Genomic DNA, 13,501 nt, shown 5'->3' with positions numbered 1-13,501 from the left:
ATTTATTCTATAACTTTAATGCTCAATTCTATTCTCTTATTTTCTTTATTTATCTCAACAATCTTAGCTTTGACTTCTTGTCCTATTTGCAAAAAGTCAGCTATATCATTAACTCTCTTATGACTAATTTGTGATATATGAACCAAACCATCTATACTTGGCTCCAACTCAACAAAAGCTCCAAACTCGGCAAACCTAACAACCTTACCAAGTACTACAGCTCCAACAGGATATTTCTCATCCACATTTGACCATGGATCATTTTGCAATACTTTCATACTCAAAGATAATTTTCGATTTTCTATATCAAGATCAATTATCTTAACCTTAATTTTATCACCTATATTTAAAACATCACTTACTTTATCTATTCTACCCCAAGATATTTCAGATATATGTAATAATCCATCTATACCTTTTACATCAACAAAAGCCCCAAATGTATTTATTCTCCTTACCTCACACTCGACAACATCACCTAAAACTAGACTCTTCCAAATTTCATCTTCTCTAATCTTTTTTTCCTCTTCTAATACAGCTCTTCTTGAACCGATAATCTTAAATTGATTCTTTTCTTCTTTCATTTCAATAACTTTAACTTCTAATTCACGACCAACAAATTCATTTAAATTTTCAATATGTACAAAATCTAAATGTGAAGCAGGCACAAACAATTTAATGCTATTAAACTCAACAATTACTCCACCTTTTACATCTTCTTTAACAACAACTGAAATTCTTTCATTATTATTGAACTTATTTTTAAGTATTTCTAGAGATTTTTCCCTAAAAATTTCTAATCTAGACAGTACAATTCTCCCATCTGAATTACTTAAAGAAATAATTTTACCATCTATATACTCTCCAACTTTAAATATTTCACTAAAATTGTTTTTCTCATCTGAACTAATCTCAGTAATTGGTAAAACTGCTTCTAAATTATCATCAACACTTAAAATCACATTTTTTTCATCTATAAATTCGATTTTTCCTCGTAATAGCTTTCCTATTTTTATGTTGTTTTCGGTTCTATTTTCTATCATTAAAATTACCTCCTTCATAATCCAATCTGGCGTTGAAGCACCAGATGTTATTCCCACTTTGCAACAATTAGTAATTATATCCTTTAAAATGTCACTTTTTAAATCGGAAGCCCTTTCAATTATTATAGAGTTTTCACAATATTTTTTCGAAACCTCGTACAATTTATTAGAGTTAGAACTTAACTTATCTCCAACAATTATCATACAATCTACATCTTTTGCTAATTGCGCTGCATCACGTTGTCTAAGGTATGTAGCATCACAAATAGTATTTAGCGAAACAACATCCTCACATTTTTCACTTACTAACTTTATCGCATTTTCAAAATTTTCATATTTCTCTGTTGTCTGTGACAAAACACAAACCTTATCCGACGAAATTTCACCATCTAGCTTGTCCTCAAAAAAAAATTTCGCCTTATAATCACAATAACTGTTAGCTCCAATGATTTCCGGATGATTTTTGTTTCCAACTATTACAATATCATATCCCTTTTCATAGTAATCTCTTACTTTTTTATGTATAACTTTAACTCTGCCACAAGTAGCATCAATATATTCTATAGAATTACTTATTAAAACATCTTCAACATCCCTAGGAATACCGTGTGCTCTTACTATCAAAATATCTTCACTATCTTTTAAAGTATCTAAGTCTTCTTTTTTGACTATATTAACATTTTGGCGAGAGAAATGATTTATGACTTGTTTATTATGAATTATCTCTCCAAGAGTACTAATATTTTTCTTATTTTCACTCTTTACTACCTTATCCAATTCATTTACTGCTCTTAAAACTCCATGACAAAATCCATTATTTTCTGCAACTCTAACTTTTTTAAACTTCATCTTAGGTACCATATATTCAACAATTACCCTCGAAACTTCATCAACTGACTCTTGAAAGTTTAAGTTAGATGTGTCTATAACTTTAGCGTCATTTGCTTTCTTTAAAGGACCCTCCTCCTTATTATAGTCTATATTATCACGTTTTTCAATTTCATTTAATATTTTCTTATATTCTGTATCAATCCCAATTTTAATGAGTTGATCATATCTTCTCCTAGCTCTAATTTCTGGATCAGCTACTATAAAAAATTTAAGACTGGCATCTTTTAAAACTTCAGTTCCAATATCTCGACCATCCATAACAATACCACTTTCGGATTTGAAATATCTTAAAATTTCATTTATCAATCTTCTAACAGCAGGTCTAGTTGACAATAATGACACCTTACTATCTATATCTTGAGTTCTTAATTGATTACATAAAATCAATCCATTATAAATTAAGTAATCACTATGTATATCAATCTTAGCATTCTTCAACTTATCTATTAGTCTACTTTCCTCCAGTACAAAATCTATATTTTCATCTATGGAAATATAAGTAGCAAGTCTATATAAAAGGCCTGTATTTATACACTTAAAATTAAATCTATCCGCAATGCATTTTGCAATCGAACTCTTCCCAGAACTAGCTGGTCCATCAATAGCTATTGATATATTCATATTTTCATTCCTCTCAAATTTCAAATACTGTTTCCTGCCAAAAATCCAGTGGATATTGCTATTTGAACATTATATCCACCAGTAAAAGCGTCAACATCCATAACTTCACCTGCAAAAGAAAGATTTCTAATAATTTTTGATTTCATAGTACTTGGGTTTATTTCAGAAACATCTATCCCTCCACTTGTTACTATTGCTTCACTAACTGGTCTTAATCCTTCGACATTAACAATAAGATGTTTAAAACAATCAAGTATCCGTTTCCTCTCTTGTTTTGTAATAGAATTAATTTTTTTGTATGGATCAATTTTTACAATATCGATCATAACCGGTATAAATTTTTTTGGTAACAAATCGTCCAGAGAGTTTTTAAAATTTTTATTGCTATATTTCATAAAATCTTTCTGAAGTCTTAAATCAAACTCCTTATCATCAAGTGCAGGTTTTAAATCAATTTCTATAGAATAATTTTCATCATCAGAAATATATCTACTCATTTTTAAAACAATTGGTCCTGATAATCCAAAATGAGTAAATATAAAATCACCTTGAAACGAAATTTCCTTTTTGTTATTTTTATAAAGTGTCATACTCGCATTCTTTATGCTAACACCCTGAAGTTCCGTAGGCCACTTTTCCCTTATTTCTATTGGTACAAGCGAAGGTTTTAACTCTATAACATTATGACCTATCCTTTTATACTCACTAAATAATTTACCATCGGATCCAGTCAAAGGATATGATGCACCTCCGGTTGCAAAAATATAATGATCTCCTATAACCTTTTTCCCATTTGACAATTTCAGAGACTCAATCGTATTATTATGTACATTTATCCTTTCAACCTTTGAATTGATCAAAATCTCTACATTATTTCTCTTCAATTGTTTTTCAAAACTTTTAATTATATCACTTGATTTATCAGAAACTGGAAAAACCCTATCGCCTCTCTCAACTTTAAGCTTAGTCCCACCATCTTCAACAAATTTTATCGTATCCTCATTTGTAAAAGTATAAAGTGCACTATACAAAAACTCTTTATTTGTTAATACATTCTCAAAAAAATTATCTATTGTTTTCTTATTTGTTACATTGCATCTACCTTTTCCCGATATGTACAATTTTTTAGCTATTTTATTATTTCCTTCAAGCAATGTCACCCTATGTCCACATTTAGAAGCAGATATAGCAGCCATCATACCAGCAGGTCCTGATCCAACAACTATTACATTCTTCATAATCAAAACTACCTCATTTTATTAATTAATACTAAAGATGGTGGATTATTTTTATTTAATAAATTAAGATAAGCAACATTAAATCTCTTATTGTCAAGTCTACTACAAAATTCTAAAACTTCTTGGCTTTCTCTCTTACCCTGATTATGACCAATATATAAAACAATAGATATAAAACCACCAATATTCAAAATATTTACAGCTTTATACAAACTAATAAGTGTAGATTCAGCATTTGTAGTTATCTCTTTATTAGATCCAGGTAAATATCCTAAATTATACATACCACAATCAAAACCATCTATATATTTATCAACATTTTCGTGACTATCCAAAATCAATTTCACATTCTGAATATTTTTCAATTCAAAATCATCAATACATTCTTTCTGTAAATCAAAAGAATAAACATAATTAAAATTTTCGCTAAGAAAAATGGTATCATTACCCCTACCTAAAGTGAAATCAACTGATATATTCTTTTCTTTCACATTATCAAGCAACAGTTTCTTAACTGTATCCGTAATTTGATAAAAGCTCATAATACAATTACTTCCATTTTATAAATTAATTTTAATTATAGATTAGGTGTAATTATTATTCAAGATAAATAAAATTTTATCAAATTTTATAATAAAACCTTTTATGTTATAATTGAAATAATGATTATTATAAAGGAGTAATTATTGAAAATGGATAAGCTTATATTTGGAATTTCTGGTCTACCTATGGGAAACGGATCAGAAAAATTTACATATGTAACTGGAATAGAATATCTGCACTCATTAGGGCTTTCTGCGATGGAGCTCCCATTTGTTCGATCTGTGAATATCACAGATAAAAATCGTGAAGCTGTGAAAGCTACTCGCGAAAAATATAATTTCCATTTAACTGCCCATGGATCATACTTTATAAATATGAATGCAAAAGAAATTGATAAAAAAGAGAAGTCAATAGAACGACTAGAAAAAGGTATAGTAGCATTATCATCTGTAGGTGGAACTGACATTATATTCCATCCAGGATTTTACTTAGATTCAACAAAAGAAGATGCTTACAACTCTATAAACGAAGAATTAGGGAAACTTCCAATAATACCTGGTTCATATTACAGACTTGAGACAACAGGAAAAGAAACTCAATTCGGAAACCTAAAAGAACTTTGTAATCTAGTAAAAAACCATGAACATGTAAAACTATGTGTAGACTTTTCACACATACATGCAAGGTATAACGGGATATTGAAAGAATACGATGACTTTGCAAAAATCTTTGAATTCATTGGCGAACATTTAGGTGAAGATGCCCTCAAAGATTTTCACGTACACTTATCTGGAATTGAGTACACTGCAAAAGGAGAAAAAAATCATCTTCCATTTGAAGAAAGTGATTTCAATATAACTGAATGTCTAAGAGCTTTTGTCAAATACGATGTTAAAGGCTGCATAATATGTGAAAGCCCAATTCTCGAAAAAGATGCATTGTTAATGAAAAACATTTATGAAAATATATAATCAAAAAAATGAAAAGGAGTAATATCTTTACTCCTTTTCATTTTATATATAAAAAATTTATTTAGGCTCAACAATAAATTTGATTGCTGTTCTTTCCTCACCATCAATTGATATTTCAGAAAATGCTGGTATAACAACCAAATCAATCCCATTTGGAGCTACAAAACCTCTAGTAATTACAATTGCTTTTATTGCCTGATTTACAGCTCCAGCTCCAACTGCTTGTACTTCAGCTACTGCTTTATCTCTCAATACTGCTGCTAGAGCTCCTGCAACTGCTTTAGGTTGAGATTGCGCTGATACTTTTAAAATTTCCATAAGTGTTCCTCCCAAATTCTCTTAAGTTTTATTAAACATTTGTCCCCTATATACTTCTATTAATTTTTCTTTTTTCCTTTTTTTTCCTTTTAAAATATATATAAAAATTTTCAAAATATTTCGACGTTGCTATGTTAAAACATTTACATTGAATTAATAGTTTCATTAAAATAAACTACTAATTCAATGTACTACTCAAATAATTTTAAAGTTTTTTGTGCAGCATTTTGCTCAGCTTCTTTTTTAGACTTTCCAGTTCCTGATTCGTAATTTTTGTCCCCAATAATAACTTGGACATAGAATATCTTATCATGTGGCGGACCTTCTTCCTTAATCAGATTATATTTTATCTTATCAGTAGTTTTAGATTGAATATATTCTTGAAGCCTTGTTTTATGATCTAAATAATTTACTATCGCACCTGTTTTCAAAATATCTGAAAAAAATTTAAGTATAAATTTTTGTACAAAATCATATCCACTATCCAAATAAACAGCTGCAATAACTGCCTCAACTGCGTCAGCTATCGTAGAAATTCGCGTTTTACCACCACTCAACTTTTCTCCCTTACTTAATTTAATAAACTCTCCAAGATTCCATCGCTCTCCAACTTTATATAATGATGCTTCACAAACTATCGATGCCCTTTTACGAGTAAGATCACCTTCATTATTATCTTTGCAATTTTTATACAAATACTCAGTTATACATAATTGAAGCACAGAATCTCCTAAAAATTCCAATCTCTCATTATATTCACTTAAACCACGTTCATTAGCATAAGAACTATGAGTTAATGCCAAATCTAATATCTCTATATTTCTAAATTTAACCCCTATTTTTTCCTGAAATTTCTCAATAAACATTTCATCCATATGATGCATCTCCCCAAAATTTAAAAGTCGTCCAAAACACAATAACAGTTTAAGACGACTAATATGTAAATAAACTTAATTTTCTACTTGAGAGTTTATAAAATCTACAACATCTCCAACTGTTTTTAGTTTAACAGCTTCTTCATCAGATATACTTATACCATATTCTTCTTCAAGGTTCATTATAAGTTCAATTAAATCTATAGAATCAGCTCCTAAATCATCAACTATAGATGATTCTAATTTAATCTCATCTGGATCAACATTTAACTTTTCAGAAATTATTTCTCTTACTTTTTCAAACACTACATTCACCTCCTATTTATCACATAAACATAATAAATTATAAAAGTTTAACAGTCAATATTTTATTTTTTACAAGCAAAGTTTTTCTAATAGGCTTATAATTTTTTCATCCACAAGTTTAAATGCTGTATCAATCGAATTTTTTATAGCAATCTCATTCGAATCTCCATGAGACTTTACGCATACCTTCTTAACCCCTAAGAACACAGCTCCACCATATTTTCTATAATCATATTTAGTCCTAATCTTCTCAAAAAAAGATGGCATAATTCTCTTAGCTATCTTATACAAAAAAAAGTTCGAAATATCTTTAATAGCTACTGACATTACATACTTACTAGTTCCTTCTATTATCTTTAAAGCAATATTTCCAACAAATCCATCACACACAATAACATTTGCGTCATCATTAAATATATCTCTTGCTTCTAAATTACCTTTAAAATTAATATTTGGATCATTACTTAACTCCTCATGTGCTTTTCTAATGACAGAATTACCCTTATTTCCTTCTGTTCCAATATTCAATAACTTTACAATTGGATTCCTTTCATTAAATAATATTTTATAATAAAGTCGACCAAAATCGGCAAATTGTATAATATTTTTTACATTACAATCAACATTAGCACCTGAATCTAACAAAATAAATCTTCCATGTTCTCTACTTATTATAGGTGCAAGAGCGGGTCTAGCAACGCCTTTAATCTTTCCTATAATAAACAAACATCCAGCTAAAAAAGCACCACTATTACCTGTAGATACAATTGCATCATAATCTTTATCAACCAACTCATTAAGTGCAACAACTAAACTAGATTTCAACTTAGTTCTTATAGAATTAACTGGATCATCATAGCCATAAATAATATCTCTTGCATCAATTATATCAACCTTATCTTTATCAAATTTATACTTATTTAATTCCTGTAGAATTTCCTCACTATTTCCTACTAGAATTATATGTAAATATTTATTACACTTTAAAGCTAATATGGCACCTTCCACATGAGCTTTCGGAGAATTATCTCCTCCCATGCAATCAAGTACTATCCTTACCATTTTTCTACCCCTAAAAAACAAACTACCTAAACTAGAAAAACTAATTTAGGCAGTATCATTAATTTTCAACTGATATAACTTGCTTACCATTGTAGAAACCACACTTTTTACATGCTCTGTGAGGCAACTTAACCTCATGACATTGTGGACACTCCATAACATTTGGGCTTAATAACTTAAAAGTTTGTGCTCTTCTACTATCTCTTCTTCCCTTAGAAAATTTACGTGCTGGATTTCCCATTACTCCACCTCCTTAAAATCTACGAAAGTATCTTTTAGCTTAGAAAATACATTATTAAACTCTTCTTTTTCACAGCTACATTTATTATTATTTAAATTTATGCCACATTTTTGACACAAACCAAAACAATCATCCTTACATAATTTTTTCTGAGGTATATTAATAATTACACAATTTTTTATATAATCTCTAAAATCCAAATTTTGTTCAGAATCTAAAATAATATCCTCATCCAAATTACTCAATAAAATTTCATCGTCACACCTCAAATTAAAATCTTCAATAAATTCAATTAAACATCTAGAACAATTAAATTTAAATTTCGTAGAAATGTCGAACTTAAGTTTCATTAAATCTTCAGAAATAAAAACATTTGCCTTAACTCGAACATCATCAACAAATTTAAAATCATCACCATTATAAACCTCGAGGTCTTGTAATGGAATAGAAAATTCTCCATCTTGTTTTAAAACTTTACTCTTTTGATACTTTCTCAAATTTATATGCATGACTTAATTAACCTCACCTAATAGTTTAAATGTGTGACTAACTATACATTATCATATAGATTATATAATTCTACTACACAAATTGTCAATATTTAAAATTACTTCAATAAATCCTGAGTATCTCTTGCTATAACAAGTTCCTCATTTGTTGGAATTAAATAAATCTTAACTTTAGAATTATCTGCAGAAATTTCAGTCAATTTTCCCCTTACATTATTTTTATTCTCATCAATTATAATTCCAAGGCTCTCCATATCTTTACAAACACCATATCTTGTAATTGCGGAATTCTCACCTATACCCGCAGTAAATACGATAGCATCTACTCCATTCATCGCAGCAATATAAGACCCAATATAAGACTTAATTCTATAACAATACATATCTAAAGTTAACTTAGCTCTCTTATCACCCTGTTGTGCTAAATCCTCAATATCTCTTGAATCACTGCTTTTCCCTGAAACTCCAAGGAATCCAGATTTTTTATTCATAAGTTCATTAACTTCTTTTCCGCTCATATTAAGCTCATCTATTAAAAATGTTACAACCGCAGGATCTATATCCCCACATCTTGTTCCCATCATTAAACCCTGTAGGGGTGTAAATCCCATTGATGTATCAACACTCTTACCGGCATTAACAGCACTAACACTAGCACCATTTCCTAAATGACAAGTTATTATTTTTAAATCTTCTATGCTTTTACCCATAGCTCTTGCACATTCATTCGCAACATAAAAATGACTTGTTCCATGAAATCCATATTTTCTTATTGAATACTTCTCATAGAGCTCGTATGGTAACCCATACATAAAAGCTTTATCTGAAATTGTTTGATGAAATGCTGTGTCAAACACAACAACCATAGGAGTATCTTTCATCAATTCTCTGCACGCTTTTATTCCAATGAGATTTGCAGGATTATGAAGTGGAGCAAGTTTAATACATTCTTCTATATTTTTAATAACTTCCTCATCCACAATAACAGATTTTGAATATTTTTCTCCTCCATGAACCACTCTATGCCCAATAGCATTAATTTCACTTAAATCTTTTATTAAACCAAATCTATCATCACATAGTGTTTTTAAAACTAATGCGATAGCCTCTTTATGATTTTTAAGATCAACTTCCACTTTATATTTTTCATTAGATCCATCAACTTTTTGCTCAAGATTAGATCCAGGTATTCCTATCCTCTCAACTAATCCTTTTGCAATTGCATTTTCTGTATTCATATCAATCAATTGATATTTTAAGGAAGAACTCCCACAATTTATAACTAAAATTTTCATTTCATTATCTCCTTATAAATGAATTTTATTTTAGATACATAACTAACTCATTTTAGCTTGAACCGACGTAACTGCAACCATACTTACAATATCATTTACACTACAACCTCTTGATAAATCATTTAAAGGTTTAGCAAATCCTTGGCATATTGGTCCTATAGCATCAGCATTAGCTAATCTCTCAACAAGCTTATATCCTATATTGCCTGACTGAAGATCCGGAAATATTAAGATATTTGCCATTCCTTGTATCTTACTATTAGGAGCCTTAGTTTTACATACATCAGAAACTATTGCTGCATCCAATTGAAGCTCACCTTCAATCATTAAATCAGGTCTTAATTCATTTGCAATTCTATTCGCTTCGACAACTTTGTCTACTAACTCATGCTTTGCACTTCCCATTGATGAAAAAGACAACAATGCAACCCTAGGCTCTATACCACTTAAAGCTTTAGCATTATCTGCAGTAGATATAGCAATACACGCTAACTCTTCAGCTGTTGGGTTCGGATTAACAGCTGAATCAGCAAAAAACATTATTCCATCATGACCATAATTTTTATTAGGCACATCCATTATAAAGAAACTCGAAACAATCTTTGTTCCAGGCGAAGTTTTTATTATTTGCATTCCAGGTCTTAGAAGATCCGCTGTTGTATGTATAGCTCCAGAAACCAAACCATCACCATCTCCGTTTTTGAGCATTAACGTCCCAAAATACATTTCATCCTTTACTACCTCTCTAGCCTTTTCAATAGTTATCCCTTTATTTTTTCTTAACTCAAAAAATAAATTCACATATTCCTCATATTTTTCAGATTTAATTGGATCAACTATAATTGAACCATCTATATTAACTCCTAAACTTTTAGCTTTAGACTTAATTTCATCATCATTGCCTATTAAAACAATATCCGCTATTTTCCCCTTAATAATTGTTTCAGTCGCTCTAATAGTCCTTTCTTCAGTTCCTTCTGGCAAAATTATCTTTTTTTTGTCACTTTTAGCCAATTCTAAAATTTTTTCTAATAGTCTCATATATGACTCCTTCCAAACCAACAAATAATAAACTCATTTTTATTATAAACCAGTTAATTATACTCTTCAACATATTATCTTTAAGAAATAAGGTAAAGCAATATATTTATTTCAATTACACTTTACTTTCTATTATGATTTGTAATATATTTTTTATTATTTATTTAAAGGAGTTTATTATTGTGAAAGTAGTCGCCATAATATCCGAATATAACCCATTTCATCTCGGACATCTTAACCAAATAGAACAAATAAAAAAAATATTCCATCCTGAAGAACTTGTAATCATCTCAATTATGAGTGGAAATTTTATACAAAGAGGAGAACCTAGCATTTTAAACAAATTTGAGCGTTGTAAATCTGCTATTAAAAACGGTATTAACCTATGCTTAGAGATTCCTGTACATATATCTCTATCCTCTGCAGAAAAATTTTCATATGGAGCAATTAAAATTCTCGACTCATTAAAATGCGTTGATTATATTTGTTTTGGATGTGAAATTCCAAATGAAGAAAAATTAAACTTAATTTCAAACATCTTAATAGAATCAAACAAAATAAATTATTCCAAATATTTAAATAAAGGTTACTCATTTGCAAAAGTACAAGAATTAATTGTCCATGAAAAATCGAAAGATGAAAACCTAAAAAATTTAATGAAATCCTCTAACAATATTCTAGCTATAGAATATCTTAAATCTTTAAAAATTTTAAACAGCAGAATAAAACCTATACTTATACAACGAATTGGAAGTAATTATAATGATACATCTTTAAACAAACTTTTTTCATCTGCAACAGCTATAAGAAATATTCTAAACACTAAATCTGATATAAATATTATTAAAAATCACGTCCCTGAAAAAACCTTTAAAATTTTAGAAAAATCTTCCATAAAAGGTTGTTTCGTTAATAAAGAAGATATGTTCCCTTATTTGAAATACAAGCTTTCAATAAGTAAAAACCTATCAAAAATTAGTGGAGTAAATGAAGGTCTTGACAATAAATTTTACACAGAAATACATAAATCAAATTCTTTAAATGAATTAATTTTAAATGTAAAATCAAAAAGATACACCTATTCAAGATTAAGTCGTATCCTATGCAAATTTTTTATAGGATTTGAATCTTACGATGTGGAAACAATTAAAAATTTTAGTAATTATGTTAGAGTTCTAGGATTTGACTCAAAAGGAAAAAATTTATTAAACACCATCAAAAAATCTTGTAATATAAATATAATATCAAAATTTGACAAAAAAAACTCATCTTTAGCACCACTAGATATATTAAGCACGATAGCATACTCTATTATAAACAAAACAGTATCACCAACGGATGACTTTACACATCCACCAATTATAGAATAATAGTCTATTTATATTTTCTAATATCATAATATTTTTTTTTATTCATAACAATTAATAAAGACAAAAGAAAGGATGTAAATTAATTGTTGGTATTTTTAATTTTATCTATTATGATATTAGGAATTTTTTATATCTGTGGAAAATCTAAAATAAATGCTCTAATCACTTTCACAATTACGATAAGCATAACATACTTAATCATTTTCCCAAAATCATCAATTGATGCAGTACTAAATGGAACCAATTTATTTATAAATTCAGTTTTCCCAACATTATTTCCATTTTTAATCTTAACAAATATTTTAATAAACTACGGAGGAATAGATATTTTTGGTAAACTCCTTGGTTCTATACTTGCAAAACCTTTAAGAATTTCTAAAAATTCTATTTTCCCATTACTTATAAGTTTTATATGTGGTTACCCATTAGGCATAAAATACTTAAACGATATGTACACCGAAAAAATTATTGGTAAAAATGAATTTATACGCATGACAAATATTGCATCAAATGCAAGCCCATTATTTATTATTGGCACTATCGGGGTATCAATGCTTCAAAATAAAACTTTTGGATACATACTTTTATTTGCTAATTATTTATCTTGTATACTAATGTCGTTTATAATTCCAAAGGGAAAAGAAACATCAATTTTAAATATTAAACCAAGCCAAATTAAAGCCAAAAATAATTTTGGTAATATTTTAAAAAATGCTTTAGAAAATGCATTAAAAACATGTGCGATAGTTGGAGGATTTGTAATACTATTTTCTTTAATAAAAGAGATCTTACTAAATAATTTCTATACCCAAGTTATACTTAAAGATCTTCCTATATTAAAATCAATTATCGTTGGAATTTTTGAAATAACAAATGGTATTAAATTATTAAGTGATGCTATTATTCCAATTAAATTAAAACTCTCACTTATTAGTACTCTTTGTAGTTTTAGTGGATCATGTATAATTCTTCAATGTTACTCATTTGTATACAAAAATACTTCATTCAAAATAAGTAAATATATATTTTACAAACTTATACAATCTATAATTGCATTTGTTATAACATTTATTATTTGTATATTTACAATATAAAAGCCTCCGTACTATGTACAGAGGCTTTTTAAGTTAGAATATAATACTTCAATCAAACATTTTACATTTTGGAGGTATAAAAT

At 28.6% G+C, this 13,501-nt stretch carries 14 protein-coding genes; 3 read left to right on the top strand and 11 right to left on the bottom strand.

Features of this window, described 5'->3' with window-relative positions; all coding sequences use genetic code 11:
- Nucleotides 1-2: 2 nt before the first annotated feature.
- From SFBM_RS03345 to SFBM_RS03335, 3 genes are read right to left on the bottom strand one after another with little or no spacing between them, the layout of a single operon-like run.
- Complete coding sequence (locus SFBM_RS03345; protein WP_007439919.1) at nt 3-2,555, bottom strand: bifunctional 4-hydroxy-3-methylbut-2-enyl diphosphate reductase/30S ribosomal protein S1; 2,553 nt, start codon at nt 2,553-2,555, stop codon at nt 3-5.
- A 20-nt stretch (nt 2,556-2,575) separates the two neighbouring features.
- The gene (locus tag SFBM_RS03340) at nt 2,576-3,793 is read right to left on the bottom strand and encodes an NAD(P)/FAD-dependent oxidoreductase (RefSeq protein ID WP_005806497.1); all 1,218 of its coding nucleotides are present in this window, start codon (nt 3,791-3,793) and stop codon (nt 2,576-2,578) included.
- Between the two features lie 8 nt (nt 3,794-3,801).
- Nucleotides 3,802-4,335, bottom strand: a complete 534-nt coding sequence (locus SFBM_RS03335) for a tRNA (mnm(5)s(2)U34)-methyltransferase (RefSeq protein WP_005806498.1) — start codon at nt 4,333-4,335, stop codon at nt 3,802-3,804.
- Between the two features lie 150 nt (nt 4,336-4,485).
- Between SFBM_RS03335 and SFBM_RS03330 the strand changes: the two genes are divergently transcribed.
- Complete coding sequence (locus SFBM_RS03330; protein ID WP_005806500.1) at nt 4,486-5,307, top strand: TIM barrel protein; 822 nt, start codon at nt 4,486-4,488, stop codon at nt 5,305-5,307.
- Between the two features lie 57 nt (nt 5,308-5,364).
- Here the strand turns inward: SFBM_RS03330 and SFBM_RS03325 are convergent, their stop codons facing one another.
- From SFBM_RS03325 to pta, 8 genes are all read right to left on the bottom strand, one after another.
- The gene (locus tag SFBM_RS03325; protein ID WP_005806504.1) at nt 5,365-5,625 is read right to left on the bottom strand and encodes a stage V sporulation protein S; all 261 of its coding nucleotides are present in this window, start codon (nt 5,623-5,625) and stop codon (nt 5,365-5,367) included.
- A gap of 191 nt (nt 5,626-5,816) precedes the next feature.
- Entirely contained in the window at nt 5,817-6,500 is a 684-nt protein-coding gene (gene rnc, locus SFBM_RS03320) for a ribonuclease III (RefSeq protein ID WP_014017902.1), read from the bottom strand.
- Between the two features lie 75 nt (nt 6,501-6,575).
- Nucleotides 6,576-6,806 carry an acyl carrier protein gene (acpP, locus tag SFBM_RS03315; RefSeq protein ID WP_007440386.1) on the bottom strand — a complete coding sequence of 77 codons (231 nt, stop codon included), beginning with the start codon at nt 6,804-6,806 and terminating at the stop codon, nt 6,576-6,578.
- 69 nt (nt 6,807-6,875) lie between these two features.
- A complete protein-coding gene (gene plsX, locus SFBM_RS03310) occupies nt 6,876-7,868 on the bottom strand; it encodes a phosphate acyltransferase PlsX (RefSeq protein ID WP_014017901.1) in 993 nt (330 codons plus the stop codon).
- 58 nt (nt 7,869-7,926) lie between these two features.
- On the bottom strand, nt 7,927-8,109 hold the full coding sequence (gene rpmF, locus SFBM_RS03305; protein ID WP_005806516.1) for a 50S ribosomal protein L32: 183 nt from the start codon (nt 8,107-8,109) through the stop codon (nt 7,927-7,929).
- A complete protein-coding gene (locus SFBM_RS03300) occupies nt 8,109-8,618 on the bottom strand; it encodes a YceD family protein (protein ID WP_005806518.1) in 510 nt (169 codons plus the stop codon). Before SFBM_RS03300 ends, rpmF begins: the two co-directional genes overlap by 1 nt.
- A 98-nt stretch (nt 8,619-8,716) precedes the next feature.
- The gene (locus tag SFBM_RS03295; protein WP_005806520.1) at nt 8,717-9,913 is read right to left on the bottom strand and encodes an acetate/propionate family kinase; all 1,197 of its coding nucleotides are present in this window, start codon (nt 9,911-9,913) and stop codon (nt 8,717-8,719) included.
- 42 nt (nt 9,914-9,955) lie between these two features.
- The gene (gene pta / locus SFBM_RS03290; RefSeq protein ID WP_005806521.1) at nt 9,956-10,954 is read right to left on the bottom strand and encodes a phosphate acetyltransferase; all 999 of its coding nucleotides are present in this window, start codon (nt 10,952-10,954) and stop codon (nt 9,956-9,958) included.
- A 182-nt stretch (nt 10,955-11,136) separates the two neighbouring features.
- Between pta and SFBM_RS03285 the strand changes: the two genes are divergently transcribed.
- Nucleotides 11,137-12,324 (top strand): nucleotidyltransferase, encoded by a 1,188-nt coding sequence (locus SFBM_RS03285; protein ID WP_014017900.1) that lies wholly within the window; start codon nt 11,137-11,139, stop codon nt 12,322-12,324.
- Nucleotides 12,325-12,407: 83 nt separating this feature from the next.
- Nucleotides 12,408-13,418, top strand: coding sequence for a nucleoside recognition domain-containing protein (locus SFBM_RS03280; protein ID WP_014017899.1), 1,011 nt, complete (start codon nt 12,408-12,410; stop codon nt 13,416-13,418).
- Nucleotides 13,419-13,501: the final 83 nt, after the last annotated feature.

This window comes from Candidatus Arthromitus sp. SFB-mouse-Japan (genome assembly GCF_000270205.1).
Classification (GTDB): Bacteria; Bacillota; Clostridia; order Clostridiales; family Clostridiaceae; genus Dwaynesavagella.
Note: the sequence above shows the minus strand (reverse complement) of the source record. Positions and strands in the feature narration are given on the sequence as shown.